The sequence below is a fragment of the Ruegeria sp. BG11 genome, from assembly GCF_056538565.1.
Genome location: NZ_JBQFTH010000009.1, coordinates 20567 through 37399 on the forward strand (window position 1 = coordinate 20567; position 16833 = coordinate 37399).

Genomic DNA, 16833 nt, shown 5'->3' on the forward strand with positions numbered 1-16833 from the left:
GTGTGAGAAAGGTACTGTAATGCTGTATTGGTTGACCGCCCTGTCGGACGGAGGGGATTTCTGGAACCTCTTCCGGTATATTACGTTCCGCGCGGGTGGGGCCTTTTTGACCGCGCTGATCTTTGGGTTTCTGTTTGGCAAACCTCTGATCAACGTACTGCGCCGCAGGCAGGGCAAAGGCCAACCGATCCGTGACGACGGGCCTGAGGGGCATTTCTCCAAGGCCGGAACGCCGACCATGGGGGGCTTGCTGATCGTAGGGGCGCTTGTCACGTCAACGCTGCTCTGGGCGCGCTGGGACAATCCCTACGTCTGGATGGTGCTGTTCGTGACGTTGGCTTATGCGGCTATCGGGTTCGCCGATGATTATGCGAAGGTATCCAAGCAGAACACCAAAGGCGTATCGGGTAAAATGCGTTTGGCGCTAGGGATCATCATTGCCGTTTTGGCGGCCTTCTGGGCGTCTTTGCATCATCCAGAGGCTTTGCAGAACCAACTGGCGGTGCCGATCTTCAAGGATACTCTGGTCAATCTGGGGATCCTCTATATTCCGTTTGCCGTTATCGTGATTGTGGGTTCTGCCAATGCCGTGAACCTGACCGATGGCCTTGACGGTTTGGCGATCATGCCCGCGATGATTGCTGCCACCACGCTTGGGATTATCGCTTATGCGGTGGGTCGCGTCGACTTTACCGAGTATCTGGATGTGCACTACGTGCCCGGAACGGGCGAGATTCTGATCTTTACCTCGGCCCTGTTTGGTGGCGGTCTTGGCTTCCTGTGGTACAACGCACCGCCTGCGGCTGTGTTCATGGGCGATACCGGATCGTTGGCTCTGGGTGGCGCGTTAGGCGCGATCGCCGTGGCGACCAAGCACGAGTTGGTGCTGGCGGTGGTTGGCGGCCTGTTTGTAGTCGAGGCGCTGAGTGTGATCATTCAGGTTCTCTATTTCAAACGCACCGGTAAGCGCGTGTTCCTGATGGCTCCGATCCATCATCACTATGAGAAGAAAGGCTGGGCGGAACCTACCATCGTGATCCGGTTCTGGATCATTTCGCTGATCCTCGCGATGATCGGTTTGGCAACACTGAAAGTCCGGTAGCCCTCCCGCCAGGTTCAGAGGGCCTGCGGTCCTCTTACCACCTGTTGGGCCCGGCTCGCGCTGGCGCGCGAGCCTGAAAGCGCCCTTGCCATCGGGTTTTTCTTCGGTGCAGTGTGGCGCGCATTCTAGTTGAAAAGAAGAGGGCGGCATGATCCCGGTCAAAGGTTTCTCAGGGCAGAAGGTCGCCGTTTTGGGCCTTGGTCGGTCGGGTTTGGCGACCGCGCGTGCGTTGCGTGCCGGTGGGGCGGAAGCGATCTGCTGGGATGACAATCCGGCCGCGCGCGAGACCGCTGAAGGGGAGGGGTTTCAATGCCTCGATCTGCGGCGCCACGGGGCGTTTGATGATATCGCCACGCTGATCGTCTCACCCGGTATTCCGCATCTTTACCCTCAACCGAACCCGGTTGTCGCAGCCGCTTTGGAGGCCGGCGTGCCCGTGGACAACGATATCGGTCTGTTCTTTCGATCGTTTGCGGGACCGGAATGGAACAACTACGACATGCCGCCACGCGTGATCGCAGTGACCGGATCAAACGGTAAATCGACCACGGCGGCCCTGATCCATCACATCCTGTCCGAGGCGGGGCGTGAGGCGCAACTGGCGGGCAATATCGGGCGTGGCGTGTTGGATATCGACCCCGGTGGCGATGGATCGGTCGTTGTGCTGGAGCTATCGAGCTATCAGACCGAGCTGGCCCGCGCATTGACGCCTGATGTAGCTGTTTTCACGAACCTATCGCCGGACCATCTGGATCGCCACGGCGGAATGGGTGGGTATTTCGCTGCCAAGAGACGACTCTTTGCTGAGGGCGGGCCAGACCGTGCCGTGATTGGCATTGATGAGGCCGAAGGCGTATTCCTGGCGGGGCAACTTGCCGAGGGTCCGGCGGATGACCGGGTGATCCGCATATCGGTTGAGCGCAAACTGACCGGTCCGGGATGGCAGGTCTTTGCCCGCAAAGGCTTCCTTTCGGAGTATCGCAAAGGGCGGCAGGCCGGCTCGATTGATCTGCGCGACATAAGGGGGCTGCCGGGCGCGCATAATCACCAGAACGCGTGTGCTGCCTATGCCGCTTGCCGGTCTCTGGGTCTTGCGCCGCGCGTGATCGAGGATGCCTTGCACAGCTATCCGGGCCTGCCGCATCGCAGTCAGATTATCGCCGAAGCGGGTGGGGTGACTTTCGTCAACGACTCCAAGGCAACGAATGTGGACAGTGCGGTGAAAGCTCTGAGTGCGTTCAAGAAGATCCGCTGGATTTGCGGTGGGTTGGAGAAAGAAGGCGGTATCGACGCCCTTAATGGTGCCTCGGAACAGGTGATCAAGGCCTATGTGATTGGGCGCGAGGCGGCGGGTTTTGCAATGCAGCTAAAGGTCGAGGCGCAGGTCTGCACCACAATGGCCGCTGCCGTTGAGCAGGCCATAGCCGACAGCGAGGCAGGCGAGACCGTCTTGCTGGCCCCTGCAGCCGCCAGTTTCGACCAATATGACAATTTCGAGCAGCGCGGGGATGACTTCGCGTCGCAGGTTCAAAAACACCTTAACGCCTAGCCCGTTTGCAATTCCTTGCCGATTGGGCGACAGTTTGCGGGTATCGGCTTGAAGCCGTTTAAGAATTTGCTTTTCTGCTCGGAAATTCAAAAAGAGGTCATGAATATGCCTAACCCGAAATCCCTTCTGATCGTCCCGGCTCTGCTGCTGGCTGGGGCTTGCACGAATACAGGCGCAAACTACGTGCCCGTTATTGATGGCCCGGTTGGCCCCAACTACCAGTCGGACCTGCTGCAATGTCAGCAACTGGCGGCGTCTCAGGCGGCGGTCGATGGATCGACCGCGGGTAACGCGGCGATTGGTGCGGCCGGTGCTGCGGCGACCACTGCTATCATTCAGGACAGCAGCGACAATCTGGGTCGCGCTGCTGCGGCGGGTGCTCTGATCGGAGCCGGGGCTGATGTGATCGCAAAGAACCAGAACAAGGAAGTCATCGTGCGCAACTGCATGCGCGGACGTGGTTATAACGTCGTGGGCTAAGGCCGCGCAATCAATCGTTTCGGCTAAGGCGCGGAAATGGCCTTTCCGGCGGCGTGGCCCGAGGACCACGCCCACTGGAAGTTATAGCCGCCAAGCCAACCGGTGACATCCACCGCTTCACCAATCGCATAGAGGCCGGGGACATCCCTGGCCTCCATCGTTTTTGACGACAGGTCATCTGTGTCAATCCCACCCAGAGTGACCTCAGCGGTGCGGTAGCCTTCGGTTCCTGCGGGGGTCAGCTGCCATTCGGACAGCGCCGAGACAAGGTCGTTCAGCGCCGCGTCCGACTGATCGGCAAGGTTGCCTTTCATCGGGATATGCTGGGAGAGGTGATCCACCAGCCGCGATGGCAGGTGCCGGGCGAGTTCGGTGGTCAGCGCCTTGCGCCCTCCGGCTTGTCGCTGATCACGCAGAAGATCGAACAAGGGCAGGTCCGGGATCAGATTGACGCGGATCGCTTCTCCCTCATGCCAATATGACGAGAGTTGCAACACCGACGGCCCACTGAGGCCGCGATGGGTGAACAGGAGTGCTTCGTCAAAACTGGTGCGGTCGTTGGACAGGCGCGCAGGAAGAGAGACGCCAGACAGTTCCTTGAACATCCCGTCCGAGAAGGTGAATGGGACAAGCGCGGCACGGGTATCGGTGACGCGCAGATTGAATTGCTGCGCGATGTCATAAGCGAGACCTGTCGCACCCATTTTGGGGATCGACTTGCCGCCTGTTGCCAGCACAAGATTGCGGCAGGTCAGGCTGTGCCGGGCACCTTCGCGATCGACCTCCAGCGCGAACCCTGCTTCGGTCTTGCGCAGCGCTTTGACCTCGGTCCTTAGCCATAAGTCAGCCCCTGCGCGGTTCATCTCATCCAGCAGCATCTGAACGATCTGCTTCGATGAGTCGTCACAGAACAACTGCCCCAGCGTTTTCTCATGCCATGCGATGCCGTGACGTCCGACCAGATCGATGAAATCCCATTGTGTATAGCGCGCCAAGGCGGATTTGCAGAAATGCGGGTTTTGCGACAGGAAATTAGCAGGCCCCGCATTCATGTTGGTAAAGTTGCAACGCCCACCGCCCGAGATACGGATCTTCTCGCCTGGTGCTTTGGCGTGATCGATCACCAGAACCCGCCCGCCGCAATGCGCCGCGCACATCATGCCGGCAGCACCGGCCCCGAGGATGATCGTATTGTAAGTCATGCGCTGCGAATGGCGCGGATTAGCCCGGATGGCAAGAGCCGCACAATCGGCAGTCGGCAAAGATGTGGCGTAAACACAGTGACAGGAAAACAATGCGGCTGAACTTGACCCCTTGAACGCGAGCTCATACCAATTTTCCGAAGTTTCGGCGAACAACTGTGCGTTTGCCATTGTATGCGGAGTTTTGGATTTATGCCCTCAACGATTTTTGGTGCTTTTCGCTCCGATACCACCTTGAGCGATGCGGGCGCGTCTAGCGCCGTTGTGAACTCCACTTTCACAATCTCGACCTACAGCCAGATCACCATCGAAGATGGGGCGGACGATACGATCTTTGATGGAGACGATCAGTCGAACGAAACGGCAAACGATCTGACACAAACATTTAATGGCAATACGATATTCTGGGATTTTACAGTTTCGGTGACGGATGGCACTAACACCTATCAGATCGGCCTGTTTGACTATGATATCAACGGCGACGGAAACTCAATCGGAGTCGACAGTGAAGACGGGTACTTTATGGCGTTTATCGGCGGTACAGTCCCGCCGTTAGACACCACTTTGACGATCACTGCGATCATCGACAACGGCCCGAACATCGATATAGACACCGTCGTGCCCTGTTTCACGTCCGGCACCTTGATCGAAACACCTGATGGCCCACGATTGATTGACGATCTGAACCCAGGTGATTTGGTTCTTACTCAGGATAACGGCGCTCAACCGATCCGTTGGATTGGCAAGCAAGAACTCGACAAAATCGCCCTGACGCTGAAACCCAAGTTAAGGCCAATCCAAATCGCGCATGGTGCTTTGGGGCAGGGGGTGCCTGCACGTGATCTTTGCGTTTCGCCACAACACCGCATGCTGGTCAAGTCAGCCATTGCTGAGCGCATGTTCGCCAAAGATGAGGTCTTTGTCCCGGCCTGCAAACTGCTCGATCTGCCTGGCGTTTCAGTGCAGACGGGAGGCGCGACGGTTACGTATATCCACCTTCTCCTTGACCGCCACGAGGTCATCTTTGCCGAGGGCGCGCCGACGGAAAGCTTGTTCACGGGTCCCGAAGCGCTTAGGGCGATCGGGAAGGATGGGGTCGAAGAATTGCGGCAAATTTTCCCGCAGTTGTTTTTAGACACCCACGAGCCTGAACACGCGCGACTGGTCCCGAGGAGGGGGAGGCAAATGCGCAATCTCGTTCAGCGGCACGTGAAAAACGGCAAGCCAGTGGTTCAAAGAAAGGCTCATGCCAACAGGGGCGGATGACATCTCTTTGAGGCGCCGTTTTCGTTTGCACGGCTCATTCCCCTAGCCCAAACGCCAAATTCACTGTAGACTCTCAAACAGATCCCGAAAACGGGACGTCGAGTGAGGCAGTAAGTGGCGGTATCTCATGACTGAGATGGTGTATGGCGCGGTCCAGGACCAGCGCGGGGAACCGATTCTACCAAAGTGGTGGCGGACGATTGATCGCTGGACGATGTCCTGCGTTCTGATTCTGTTTGTCATCGGATTGTTGCTGGGGCTGGCCTCATCGCCGCCTCTGGCCGGGCGTAACGGGTTTGATCCGTTCCACTATGTCGAACGACAGGCGCTCTTCGGCGGATTGGCGCTGATCGCGATGTTGCTGACTTCGATGATGTCTCCGACACTGGTGCGGCGTCTGGCGGTGCTGGGCTTTCTGGGGGCCTTCGTGGCGCTGGCGTTCCTGCCGGTCTTCGGGACGGATTTCGGAAAAGGGGCCGTACGCTGGTACTCGCTGGGGTTCGCCTCATTGCAACCGTCCGAGTTTCTAAAGCCTGGATTTGTGGTCGTTGCGGCGTGGCTGCTGGCGGCTTCGCAAGAGATCAACGGCCCTCCGGGGCGGTTGTGGTCCTTTGCGCTGTGCATGGCGATCGTTGGCATGTTGGTGATGCAGCCTGATTTCGGGCAAGCCTGCCTGATCCTATTTGGCTGGGGCGTTATGTATTTCGTGGCCGGAGCGCCGATGCTTTTGCTGGTTGGTATGGCCGGAGTGGTCGTTCTGGGCGGGATGTTTGCCTATTCCAACTCGGACCACTTTGCCCGCCGCATCGACGGCTTTCTGAACCAGGAGGTCGATCCGACCACTCAGCTCGGCTATGCCACCAATGCCATCCGTGAGGGTGGTTTGTTCGGTGTTGGCGTGGGTGAGGGGCAGGTCAAATGGTCTCTACCCGATGCGCATACGGATTTCATCATCGCCGTGGCGGCCGAGGAATATGGGCTGATCCTGGTGCTGATCATCATCGCGCTTTATTCGATCATCGTTGTGCGCTCACTGATGCGACTGATGCGTGAGCGGGATATGTTCATCCGTCTGGCTGGCACTGGCTTGGCGTGTATGTTTGGCGTTCAGGCGATGATTAATATGGGTGTTGCTGTGCGCCTGTTGCCCGCAAAGGGCATGACGCTGCCCTTTGTCAGCTATGGCGGCTCATCCCTGATCGCGGGCGGTATTGCGGTCGGCATGTTGCTGGCCTTCACACGCTCGCGCCCACAGGGTGAGCTTGGCGATATTCTGCGCGGACGAGGCTGATGGGCAAACCTTACCTGTTGATTGCGGCTGGTGGCACCGGAGGCCACATGTTCCCGGCGCAGGCCTTGGCCGAAGCGATGTTGCAAAAAGGCTGGCGCGTGCGTCTGTCGACCGATCCCCGGGGCGCCCGCTATACCGGGGGCTTCCCGCACACAACCGAGATTGTCGAGGCGTCCTCGGCCACTTTCGCACGCGGCGGTCTGGCCGCAAAGGCGCTGGTGGGGCCAAAGATTTTGGGCGGCGTGACTAGTATGGCGATGCAGATGTTGCGCGACCGTCCGGACGTGGTTGTGGGCTTTGGCGGCTATCCGTCGATCCCGGCGCTGGGCGCGGCAACGCTGCTGAAGCTGCCGCGTATGATCCATGAGCAAAACGGCGTCTTGGGGCGTGTGAACCAGCTCTTCGCCACACGCGTGGCCCAAGTGGCCTGCGGTGTTTGGCCGACCGATCTGCCCGAAGGGTCCAGCGGCATTCACACCGGTAACCCGGTCCGCACCTCAGTGCTGGAGCGGGCCGGTGCGCCCTATATCCCGCCGGGCGAGTATCCGATGTCGGTTCTGGTGATGGGCGGCAGTCAGGGTGCGCGGATTCTCAGCGAAGTGGTGCCCGAGGCAATTGCCGCTCTCCCGGAATTTCTACGCGGTTTTATCCGCGTCTCGCATCAGGCTCGCGATGAGGATGGTGAGCGTGTCACGGCCTTCTACGCCGATCACGGTATTCGAGCCGATGTGCAACCGTTCTTTGACGACGTTCCGCGCCGCATGTCTGATGCGCAGCTTGTCATCAGCCGTTCGGGCGCATCAAGCGTGGCCGACATCTCGGTCATCGGTCGCCCGTCGATCCTGATCCCTTTCGCCGCCGCCGCAGGGGACCACCAAACCGCCAATGCTCGAGGGCTGGTGCAGGCAGGCGGGGCAATCATGATCCCCGAAAAGGCGCTTGACGTTCCCTCACTGACCGAGCAAATGACCACGGTTTTGACCAACCCTGAAGCCGCACAGAAAATGGCCCATGCCGCCCTCTCGACCGGAGCCCCTGACGCCACCGAGCGTCTGACAGCCCTTGTCGAGCAACTGGCGCAGAAGGAGACCACATGAACCCCGCAACCAAACTGCCGCAGGACGTAGGACCGATCCATTTCGTTGGGATCGGAGGGATCGGGATGTCGGGGATCGCCGAGGTGTTACTGAACCTGGGCTACCGGGTGCAGGGATCGGATTTGAAAGCGTCGAAGATTACCGACCGTCTGGCCTCGTTGGGGGCTGAGATCTTTGTGGGGCAAAAGGCCGAGAACCTCCAAAGCGCGGCGGTCGTCGTCACCTCGACCGCGATCAAGCCGGGCAACCCGGAACTGGATGAGGCGCGCGCGCAAGGCCTGCCCGTTGTCCGCCGGGCGGATATGCTGGCCGAACTGATGCGCCTGCGCTCAAACATCGCCATTGCCGGAACCCACGGCAAAACCACCACGACCACGATGATGGCAGAGCTGATGGTGGCCGGAGATTTCGACCCCACCGTCATCAATGGCGGCATCATCCACGCCTATGGCTCGAACGCGCGGATGGGGCAGGGCGAATGGATGGTGGTCGAGGCCGACGAGTCCGACGGCTCGTTCAACCGTCTGCCTGCAACCATTGCCATCGTCACCAATATCGACCCCGAGCATATGGAGCATTGGGGCGATTTCGACACGCTGCGCGATGGGTTCTATGAGTTCGTCTCGAACCTGCCCTTCTACGGTCTGGCCGTCTGCTGCACCGATCATGCCGAGGTGCAGGCTTTGGTCGGGCGCATCACCGACCGCCGCGTGCGCACCTACGGGTTCAACGCGCAGGCCGATGTGCGGGCCGAGAACCTGACCTACAAGGGCGGCGTCGCGCATTTCGACATTCACCTGCAATATGAAGACAAGGTGATCGAGGGCTGCACCCTGCCGATGCCCGGCGACCACAATGTCTCGAATGCGCTGAGCGCTGTCGCCGTCGCCCGCCATCTGGGCATGAAAGCTGCGGAAATCCGCGAGGCTCTGGCCAATTTCGGCGGCGTCAACCGCCGCTTCACCAAGGTCGGAGAGATCGACGGCGTCACCATCATCGACGATTACGGCCACCACCCGGTCGAAATCGCCGCCGTCCTGAAAGCCGCCCGCCAAGCGACCGAGGGCCGCGTGATCGCCGTTCACCAGCCGCACCGCTATTCGCGCCTGTCCAACCTGTTCGATGACTTCTGCACCTGCTTCAACGACGCTGACGTGGTCGCCATCGCCGATATCTTCGCCGCCGGAGAAGACCCGATCGAGGGCGCCTCGCGCGATGATCTGGTGCAGGGCCTCATCCGTCACGGCCACCGCCATGCGCGGGCCTTGCTGGACGAAAACGATCTGGAGCGTCTGGTCCGCGAACAAGCCCGCCCGGGCGACATGGTCGTATGCCTTGGGGCAGGGACAATCAGCGCATGGGCGAACGGCTTGCCGCAACGGTTGCAACGAAAACAGGCTATTTGACGGCGGATCTTATTTGCTGCACAACCTGAAGATGTGTGATCTATTGCCAAGACCACGTCCCAGGAGGGGACAATGGACTATTCAACCATCTTTGCCGCCCTGTGGGTGATCAGCGCCACCATCGTGGCCTTGCTGCCGATGCGCCTACAATTCCCTCCGGGGATTATCCTGTTGTTCTGCGCGCCGGTGATGATCATCTGGCTGGGCTATGATCATGGATGGGTCTGGTCGGCTCTCGCCTTTGGAGGTTTCGTCTCAATGTTCCGCAACCCGATCCGCTATTACTGGCGCAAGTGGGTACGCGGGGAGGTGATGGAATGACCCTCTCTCTTGCTCTCGCAGCCTTGTGGGGCCTTGTCGCGAACCTTCTGGCGATGATCCCCAGCAAGGACAACCACTGGACCCGCGCCTATATTCTGATCGCGGTCGGTATCCCTCTGCTTGGATATGTCACCTATGAGAACGGCCCTTGGGTCGGGCTGATCGTTCTGGTGATGGGTATGTCGATCCTGCGCTGGCCGGTGATCTATCTGGGGCGGTGGCTTCGTCGGCGGATTTGACCGTTTCGCTGCGGATACAGGTTGCCAACTCCCTCTGAATCCGCGAGTTAGCAGCTATGACTGTTCTTCCTGTGCCTCGTGGCAAACTGTCCGAAAACCGAAGTCTCAGCGACCTGACATGGCTGCGTGTCGGCGGTCCGGCAGACTATTTGTTCCAACCTGCGGATGTTGAAGATCTGCAGGGCTTTTTGCGCGAACTTCCCGATGATGTCGTGACGTTCCCGATGGGGGTCGGGTCGAACCTCATCGTGCGCGACGGCGGATTGCGTGCAGTGGTGATCCGGCTGGGGCGGGGCTTCAATGGGATCGAGATCGAGGGCACTTCAGTCACCGCAGGTGCGGCGGCTTTGGATGCGCATGTGGCGCGTAAAGCGGCGGATGCCGGTGTGGATCTGACCTTTTTGCGCACGATTCCGGGGTCAATCGGTGGCGCCGTGCGCATGAACGCAGGGTGTTATGGCAGTTACACGGCGGATGTTCTGAAAAGGGCCACTGTCGTCACACGGCAGGGTGAGGTGATGGATCTTGGCCCCGAGGATCTGAACTTTCGCTACCGTCAATCCGACCTGCCTGACGGCGCTGTGCTGATCTCGGCAACCTTCGAAGGTCCCAAAGGTGACTCCGACGCGCTTCATGCACGAATGACGGCGCAGTTGCAAAAACGCGACGAGACCCAGCCCACCAAAGACCGCAGCGCCGGTTCGACCTTCCGCAATCCGGCCGGGTTCTCCTCGACGGGGAAGGCGGATGATGTGCATCACCTGAAGGCATGGAAAGTGATCGACGACGCGGGCATGCGTGGGGCCACGAAAGGCGGCGCGCAGATGAGCCCCAAGCACTCGAATTTCCTGATCAATACGGGCGAGGCGACCGCCGCGGACCTCGAAGGTCTGGGTGAAGCGGTGCGAAAAAAGGTTTACGAAACAAGCGGCATCACGCTAGAGTGGGAAATCATGCGGGTCGGTGATCCGCTGGAAGAATAAAGCCCCAACCGTCAGACCATAACAGGCAATTAACGGCGACGGATCAAAGGCATAAACGCAGCACGGACCACCACATAAGGTCCGGGGACATTGAGGCGCACGTTGGGTATGTCGAGCAAGACAAACCCCAAAGTGGCGGTATTGATGGGTGGCCCCTCGGCGGAACGCGAGGTGTCTCTCAGCTCTGGGCGCGAATGCGCAGCCGCCCTTGTGGGAGAAGGCTTTGAAGTAGTTGAACTGGACGCAGGTCCCGACCTCTACACGCGCCTTTTGGATATCAAGCCAGATGTGGTTTTCAACGCTCTGCATGGCCGCTGGGGCGAGGATGGCTGCGTGCAGGGTCTGTTGGAGTGGATGCGTATTCCCTATACCCATTCGGGTGTGCTGGCCTCGGCGCTTGCAATGGACAAGCAGCGCAGCAAAGAGGTCTATCAGGCCGAAGGACTGCCCATTGTCCCCAGCGTGATCGTGCCCAAGGTCGAAGTGGTTGAGGTTCACGTGATGGAGCCGCCTTACGTCGCCAAGCCGAACAACGAAGGTTCCAGCGTCGGAATCTATATCGTCCACGAAGGGTCGAATGGCCCTCCGCAATTGTCGGAGGATATGCCTGATCACATCATGGTCGAGAAATACGTGGCGGGTCGCGAGTTGACTGTGACCGTGATGGGTGATCGCGCCCTAACCGTGACCGAGATCATGACGGATGGCGGTTGGTACGACTACGATGCCAAATACAAGCCCGGCGGTTCGTGGCATGTGCTGCCCGCAGACATCCCGCAGGATATTTTTGACCGTTGCATGGACTACGCTTTGAAAGCGCATAACGCTTTGGGCTGTCGCGGCGTGACCCGTACCGATTACCGGTGGGACGACACCATAGGCGCGGATGGTTTGTTCCTGCTGGAAACCAACACGCAGCCCGGTATGACGCCAACCTCTCTTGTGCCGGAACAGGCGGAACATTGCGGTATGACATTCGGCCAGCTTTGCGCCTGGATGGTGGAGGACGCCTCATGCGACCGCTAAGGGCCTCCCGCGCGCCGGTAATCCATCGGGCCAAACCTCTGGCCGGGCCAGATGCCGATTTCGAATCCGCTGATACCGAATCCCATGAAACGCAGCCTGTTCTGCGCTTGGGCGGGGTGAAGCTGTTCAACCGCACCGCGCGTCGGTCTGATCCGGCACCCTCGCGCCTCAGCTACCGGTTCCAGCGCTGGATGCTGACGCCGGGCATCCGCATGGGTGTCAAGCTGGGTTTGCCGGTCTGCGCTGTTGCGGCGACCGTTGGGCTTTACTTTGCGTCCGAGGAGCGACGCGAGGCGCTCAATACCTATATCGCCGACATACGCACCTCGATTCAGGATCGTCCTGAGTTCATGGTCAATCTGATGGCCATTGATGGTGCAGGTCCCGGCCTGTCGGACGACATTCGCGAAGTGGTGCCTTTGGATTTCCCGATCAGTTCTTGGGATCTGGATGTCGAGCAGATGCGCGACACGATCACCGGGCTTGATCCGGTGAAATCGGCCACTGTGCGCATTCGGCCCGGTGGCATCCTGCAGGTGGACGTTGTCGAGCGTCAGCCTGTCATCGTGTGGCGCACCCGAGAGTCTATCGAGCTTTTGGATGAGACCGGCGTTCATGTGGACCTGATCGCCTCACGCAAGGATCACAGCGACCTGCCCTTGATCGCGGGCAAGGGCGCGGATGAGCATGTCGCCGAAGCGCTTGAGATTTTCCACACCTCGCGCAGCCTTGGCACCCGTGTGCGGGGCCTTTTGCGTATTGGCGAACGGCGCTGGGATCTGGTGCTGGATCGCGGCCAGCGCATCATGCTGCCGACGGACCGGCCAGTGCGCGCGCTCGAACGGGTGCTGGCCGTGAACGAAGTGCAGGACCTGTTGGAGCGTGACGTGGCCGTGGTGGATATGCGCCTCGGACAGCGGCCAACAATCAGAATGACCAAAGCCGCCAGCGAAGACTGGTGGAATACAAAAGTGACAGTGGGTAACGGGCAGTAACGACCATGATGACCGATCTTTATCAGTCCCAACGCGCCATGCGGCAAATGCGCAGACAAGCGATGCAGCGGGGCGTTATCGCCATTCTGGATGTGGGTAGCTCGAAAATCTCGTGCCTCGTGCTGCGGTTTGATGGCACCGGGCGGCTGAGTGAGGATAACACCATCGGCTCGATGGCCGGGCAGACCGGGTTCCGGGTCATTGGCGCGGCGACCACCCGCTCGCGCGGGGTGCAGTTCGGCGAAGTCACGGCCATGCAGGAAACCGAGCGTGCGATCCGCACCGCCCTGCAAGCCGCGCAGAAGATGGCCGATATCCGAGTCGATCATGTGATCGCTTGTTTCTCGGGTGCGAACCCACGTTCCTACGGTTTGGATGCGCAGGTCGATCTGGAAGGCCAGCTTGTGACCGAGGCCGAGGTCGGCCGTGTTCTGAACGCCTGCGACGTCCCGGATTACGGGGCAGGGCGTGAGGTTCTGCACGCCCAACCGGTGAATTTCGCATTGGACAACCGCTCGGGCCTGATCGACCCGCGGGGGCAGATGGGGCAGTCGCTGGCCGTCGACATGCATATGCTGACCGTCGACGCGATCGCGATTCAGAATATCGTGCGCTGCATCAAGCGGTGCGATCTGGAGCTCGCAGGTATTGCGAATTCGGCCTATGTGTCAGGTATCTCGGCGCTGGTCGAGGATGAGCAGGAGCTGGGCGCGGCGTGTATCGATATGGGCGGCGGTACCACCAGCGTATCGATCTTCATGAAGAAGCACATGATCTACGCCGATTGCGTGCGCATGGGCGGTGATCACGTCACGCAGGATATCTCGATGGGTCTTGGCGTGCCGACCGCCGTGGCCGAGCGGATAAAGACCTTCAATGGTGGTGTCCACGCGACCGGAGCCGACGATCGCGACCTGATCGATATTGGCGGCGATACCGGCGATTGGGAGCATGATCGCCGCACCGTCAGCCGGGCCGAGCTGATCGGGATCATGCGCCCTCGGGTCGAAGAGATTCTGGAGGAGGTGCGCGTCCGCTTGGATGCGGCTGGGTTCGAACACATGCCCAGCCAGCAGATCGTGCTGACCGGTGGAGGCAGTCAGATCATGGGGCTCGACGGCCTCGCGACCCGTATCCTTGGCCAGCGCGTCCGACTGGGCCGCCCGCTGCGCGTTCACGGCCTGCCGCAATCGGCGACGGGTCCGGGATTCTCATCTGCGGTGGGTCTCAGCCTGTTCGCGGCGCATCCGCAGGACGAGTGGTGGGATTTCGAGATCCCCGTCGACACCTATGCCGCGCGCCCGTTTAAGCGCGCCGTTCGGTGGTTCCGTGACAATTGGTAGAGCCTTGCGCCGCGCCTTGTGCGTGGCGCTTGCGCCCGGCCTCGCTTCGGCGCAGTCCGTCATCTCACCTGAGACGTTTCTGGATGCTGTGCTTGGCAAAACGGTGCAGTTCCACGAAATCCGCAGCGGAGATCTGGTGGGAACTGAGCAGTTCCTGAACCGCAAAACCTCGGTCTGGCGGGTCGAAGGTGGGGGATGCGTCTATGGTCAGATCACGACGCCGAATGGGCAGATCTGTTTTCTCTATGATGATGATACAGACGGCATTCCCGTCTGCTGGTGGCCGTTCGAGTACCAGGGCCGTTTGATGGTTCGGTTGGCAGAACTCAGCAATGGTGAAATCCAGGAAGTGCGCAGCATGACCAATCACAGCCTGAATTGTCCAAGTGCCCCAATCAGTTGAAAAACACCTTGCGAAGGCCTGATTTATCCCTCAAGATATCCACAGGACCCGTCAGAGGTCTTGCGGCAGGACATTGAGCAGTTTTCCGCACTAGTTTTGATTTGAATCCGGGGCGTGACGCGTATGTCGTTCACTGTTCGGATGCTCTGTGTCTTGTAGTGATCCGCGTTGTTTCCGCTATATTTGGCAAAGCCTGCGAAATGCCGCCGGTTGCTGCCTTATTTCGTCCATATTTTGTAGAATCGCGTGATTTTTGACGTGACCTTTACGCATCACATCGCTAGAATCGAAGATGGATAGGTAAAGAAAAACACCGCTTTGGCGGAACAAAAATACAGGCGGACAGAGCATGACATTGAATCTTTCGATGCCCGGGCACGACGAACTGAAGCCTCGGATTACAGTATTTGGCGTTGGCGGCGCGGGCGGTAACGCGGTCAACAACATGATTGAAAAGCAGCTGGACGGCGTGGATTTCGTCGTCGCGAACACCGACGCGCAGGCGCTGCAGCAAAGCCAGTCCTCGGCGCGGGTGCAGCTGGGTGTAAAGGTCACCGAAGGTTTGGGGGCAGGGGCCCGTCCGACCGTTGGCGCCGCTGCCGCAGAAGAAAGCATTGAACAGATTGTCGACCATCTCGCGGGCGCGCACATGTGCTTCATCACTGCCGGCATGGGCGGTGGCACCGGGACGGGTGCTGCTCCGATAATCGCGCAAGCCGCGCGTGAGCTGGGCGTGCTCACGGTTGGTGTTGTTACCAAGCCCTTCCAGTTCGAAGGCGCCAAGCGCATGCGTCAGGCGGAAGACGGCGTTGAATCGCTGCAAAAGGTCGTAGACACGCTGATCATCATCCCCAACCAAAACCTGTTCCGTCTGGCCAATGAAAAGACCACCTTCACCGAGGCGTTCTCGATGGCCGATGACGTCCTGTATCAGGGCGTCAAAGGTGTGACCGATCTGATGGTCCGTCCGGGCCTGATCAACCTCGACTTCGCGGACGTGCGCGCCGTGATGGATGAGATGGGCAAAGCGATGATGGGCACGGGTGAGGCCACTGGCGAAGATCGCGCGATCCAGGCGGCCGAGAAGGCGATTGCCAACCCGCTGTTGGACGAAATCAGCCTCAAGGGCGCGAAGGGTGTGTTGATCAACATCACCGGTTCGCACGACTTGACCCTGTTCGAACTGGACGAAGCCGCCAACCGCATCCGTGAGGAAGTGGACCCCGAGGCAAACATCATCGTCGGCTCGACGCTGGATACCGCAATGGAAGGTGGCATGCGCGTTTCGGTCGTCGCAACCGGCATCGACGCCAGCGAGAAGACCTCGGAAGTTCCGGTCGCGCGCCGTTCGATGTCCGAGCCTTTGACGCGCACCGTTTCTGCTGAAGAGCCGGTGCAGGAAGAGGCACCCGTCGCAGCGGAGGCCACGCCGGTTCAGACCGAAAACCGTGAACCATCACTGTTCGAAGCGGCAGAAGAGCCGGCCCCGAGCCAGTTCCAGCCGCAAGTTGAACAGGATGATGATGGTCTTCCGCCCCCGGCCTACCAGCCGCGTGTGGCCGAGTTCGAGCCGCAGCCGGAACCGGTCGAAGAGACCCCCGAAACCTATACCGCGCCACATCAGCATTCTGCCGGCACCCCCTCGCCCGAGGCGCTGCAGCGCCTTCAGGCCGCAGTTCAGAATGTCCCCTCAGCGGCGCAACGCCTGACGGCTACTCGGCCTCAGGAACCAGCCCCTCAGCCGCAGGCAGAACACGAAGAACGCCCCCGCTTCGGGTTCAATCGTCTGATCGACCGGATGACCGGCCACGCGGCAGATACGCCCGCGCAACCGCCGCGTCATCAGCCGCAAATGCGCCAAGCTGACGCCACGGCACCTGTCCAGGACGAGGCTGATCCGGATCAGGATCGCATCGAAATTCCGGCCTTCCTGCGGCGTCAAGCTAACTGATCGCGGTAACAAAATCATCGTAAAGGGTCGCCAAAAGGCGGCCCTTTTTTCATGATTTACAAGATCTTAAATAGCCCTGAGCAGGGTTTTGCCGATCTGTCACATTCATGTTTCATTCAGTTGCAAAGAGTGAGTTGAGCCTGAGGGGCCTCTTCCTTAACTCAGTGTCCAACACAGCC

At 59.7% G+C, this 16833-nt stretch carries 16 protein-coding genes; 15 read left to right on the forward strand and 1 reads right to left on the reverse strand.

Annotation, left to right across the window (positions count from 1 at the left end):
* Window positions 1–19: 19 nt before the first annotated feature.
* The 3 genes from mraY (at window position 20) to ACR0JF_RS15050 (ending at window position 3131) form a co-directional block, all read left to right on the forward strand.
* Window positions 20–1102, forward strand: coding sequence for a phospho-N-acetylmuramoyl-pentapeptide-transferase (gene mraY / locus ACR0JF_RS15040; protein ID WP_170468019.1), 1083 nt, complete (start codon window positions 20–22; stop codon window positions 1100–1102).
* Between the two features lie 148 nt (window positions 1103–1250).
* The gene (gene murD / locus ACR0JF_RS15045) at window positions 1251–2651 is read left to right on the forward strand and encodes a UDP-N-acetylmuramoyl-L-alanine--D-glutamate ligase (protein WP_170660646.1); all 1401 of its coding nucleotides are present in this window, start codon (window positions 1251–1253) and stop codon (window positions 2649–2651) included.
* Window positions 2652–2750: 99 nt separating this feature from the next.
* Window positions 2751–3131, forward strand: coding sequence for a glycine zipper family protein (locus ACR0JF_RS15050; RefSeq protein ID WP_170374988.1), 381 nt, complete (start codon window positions 2751–2753; stop codon window positions 3129–3131).
* Between the two features lie 23 nt (window positions 3132–3154).
* Here the strand turns inward: ACR0JF_RS15050 and ACR0JF_RS15055 are convergent, their stop codons facing one another.
* A complete protein-coding gene (locus tag ACR0JF_RS15055) occupies window positions 3155–4333 on the reverse strand; it encodes a BaiN/RdsA family NAD(P)/FAD-dependent oxidoreductase (RefSeq protein WP_170660647.1) in 1179 nt (392 codons plus the stop codon).
* A gap of 192 nt (window positions 4334–4525) precedes the next feature.
* On the opposite strand from ACR0JF_RS15055, the gene ACR0JF_RS15060 reads away from it, so the two are divergent.
* From ACR0JF_RS15060 to ftsZ, 12 genes are all read left to right on the forward strand, one after another.
* Window positions 4526–5599, forward strand: a complete 1074-nt coding sequence (locus ACR0JF_RS15060) for a Hint domain-containing protein (RefSeq protein ID WP_170660648.1) — start codon at window positions 4526–4528, stop codon at window positions 5597–5599.
* Window positions 5600–5726: 127 nt separating this feature from the next.
* A complete protein-coding gene (gene ftsW / locus ACR0JF_RS15065; RefSeq protein WP_170374992.1) occupies window positions 5727–6890 on the forward strand; it encodes a putative lipid II flippase FtsW in 1164 nt (387 codons plus the stop codon).
* On the forward strand, window positions 6890–7987 hold the full coding sequence (locus ACR0JF_RS15070) for a UDP-N-acetylglucosamine--N-acetylmuramyl-(pentapeptide) pyrophosphoryl-undecaprenol N-acetylglucosamine transferase (RefSeq protein ID WP_170660649.1): 1098 nt from the start codon (window positions 6890–6892) through the stop codon (window positions 7985–7987). Before ftsW ends, ACR0JF_RS15070 begins: the two co-directional genes overlap by 1 nt.
* On the forward strand, window positions 7984–9393 hold the full coding sequence (gene murC / locus ACR0JF_RS15075) for a UDP-N-acetylmuramate--L-alanine ligase (RefSeq protein ID WP_170660650.1): 1410 nt from the start codon (window positions 7984–7986) through the stop codon (window positions 9391–9393). Before ACR0JF_RS15070 ends, murC begins: the two co-directional genes overlap by 4 nt.
* 72 nt (window positions 9394–9465) lie before the next feature.
* On the forward strand, window positions 9466–9714 hold the full coding sequence (locus tag ACR0JF_RS15080) for a DUF2484 family protein (RefSeq protein WP_170660651.1): 249 nt from the start codon (window positions 9466–9468) through the stop codon (window positions 9712–9714).
* Complete coding sequence (locus ACR0JF_RS15085; RefSeq protein ID WP_170554216.1) at window positions 9711–9953, forward strand: DUF2484 family protein; 243 nt, start codon at window positions 9711–9713, stop codon at window positions 9951–9953. Before ACR0JF_RS15080 ends, ACR0JF_RS15085 begins: the two co-directional genes overlap by 4 nt.
* A gap of 56 nt (window positions 9954–10009) precedes the next feature.
* Window positions 10010–10936 carry a UDP-N-acetylmuramate dehydrogenase gene (gene murB, locus ACR0JF_RS15090; protein ID WP_170660652.1) on the forward strand — a complete coding sequence of 309 codons (927 nt, stop codon included), beginning with the start codon at window positions 10010–10012 and terminating at the stop codon, window positions 10934–10936.
* 108 nt (window positions 10937–11044) lie between these two features.
* Window positions 11045–11962 carry a D-alanine--D-alanine ligase gene (locus tag ACR0JF_RS15095; protein ID WP_170660653.1) on the forward strand — a complete coding sequence of 306 codons (918 nt, stop codon included), beginning with the start codon at window positions 11045–11047 and terminating at the stop codon, window positions 11960–11962.
* Window positions 11950–12957 (forward strand): cell division protein FtsQ/DivIB, encoded by a 1008-nt coding sequence (locus ACR0JF_RS15100; RefSeq protein ID WP_170660654.1) that lies wholly within the window; start codon window positions 11950–11952, stop codon window positions 12955–12957. The genes ACR0JF_RS15095 and ACR0JF_RS15100 overlap by 13 nt, the downstream gene beginning before the upstream one ends.
* 8 nt (window positions 12958–12965) lie before the next feature.
* Complete coding sequence (ftsA, locus tag ACR0JF_RS15105) at window positions 12966–14300, forward strand: cell division protein FtsA (protein ID WP_170375007.1); 1335 nt, start codon at window positions 12966–12968, stop codon at window positions 14298–14300.
* Window positions 14287–14703 carry a hypothetical protein gene (locus tag ACR0JF_RS15110; protein WP_170660655.1) on the forward strand — a complete coding sequence of 139 codons (417 nt, stop codon included), beginning with the start codon at window positions 14287–14289 and terminating at the stop codon, window positions 14701–14703. The genes ftsA and ACR0JF_RS15110 overlap by 14 nt, the downstream gene beginning before the upstream one ends.
* 349 nt (window positions 14704–15052) lie before the next feature.
* Window positions 15053–16654, forward strand: a complete 1602-nt coding sequence (gene ftsZ / locus ACR0JF_RS15115; protein WP_170660656.1) for a cell division protein FtsZ — start codon at window positions 15053–15055, stop codon at window positions 16652–16654.
* The last annotated feature ends 179 nt before the right edge of the window (window positions 16655–16833 follow it).

Excerpts from the sequence above, each read along its gene's own strand:
- murD (WP_170660646.1), top strand. The coding sequence starts at position 1,251 with ATGATCCCGGTCAAAGGTTTCTCAGGGCAGAAGGTCGCCGTTTTGGGC.
- ftsZ (WP_170660656.1), top strand. The coding sequence starts at position 15,053 with ATGACATTGAATCTTTCGATGCCCGGGCACGACGAACTGAAGCCTCGG.
- murB (WP_170660652.1), top strand. The coding sequence starts at position 10,010 with ATGACTGTTCTTCCTGTGCCTCGTGGCAAACTGTCCGAAAACCGAAGT.
- ACR0JF_RS15085 (WP_170554216.1), top strand. The coding sequence starts at position 9,711 with ATGACCCTCTCTCTTGCTCTCGCAGCCTTGTGGGGCCTTGTCGCGAAC.
- ACR0JF_RS15055 (WP_170660647.1), bottom strand. The coding sequence starts at position 4,333 with ATGACTTACAATACGATCATCCTCGGGGCCGGTGCTGCCGGCATGATG.
- murC (WP_170660650.1), top strand. The coding sequence starts at position 7,984 with ATGAACCCCGCAACCAAACTGCCGCAGGACGTAGGACCGATCCATTTC.
- mraY (WP_170468019.1), top strand. The coding sequence starts at position 20 with ATGCTGTATTGGTTGACCGCCCTGTCGGACGGAGGGGATTTCTGGAAC.
- ACR0JF_RS15095 (WP_170660653.1), top strand. The coding sequence starts at position 11,045 with ATGTCGAGCAAGACAAACCCCAAAGTGGCGGTATTGATGGGTGGCCCC.
- ACR0JF_RS15060 (WP_170660648.1), top strand. The coding sequence starts at position 4,526 with ATGCCCTCAACGATTTTTGGTGCTTTTCGCTCCGATACCACCTTGAGC.
- ACR0JF_RS15050 (WP_170374988.1), top strand. The coding sequence starts at position 2,751 with ATGAATATGCCTAACCCGAAATCCCTTCTGATCGTCCCGGCTCTGCTG.
- ACR0JF_RS15070 (WP_170660649.1), top strand. The coding sequence starts at position 6,890 with ATGGGCAAACCTTACCTGTTGATTGCGGCTGGTGGCACCGGAGGCCAC.
- ftsW (WP_170374992.1), top strand. The coding sequence starts at position 5,727 with ATGACTGAGATGGTGTATGGCGCGGTCCAGGACCAGCGCGGGGAACCG.
- ACR0JF_RS15080 (WP_170660651.1), top strand. The coding sequence starts at position 9,466 with ATGGACTATTCAACCATCTTTGCCGCCCTGTGGGTGATCAGCGCCACC.
- ftsA (WP_170375007.1), top strand. The coding sequence starts at position 12,966 with ATGACCGATCTTTATCAGTCCCAACGCGCCATGCGGCAAATGCGCAGA.
- ACR0JF_RS15100 (WP_170660654.1), top strand. The coding sequence starts at position 11,950 with ATGCGACCGCTAAGGGCCTCCCGCGCGCCGGTAATCCATCGGGCCAAA.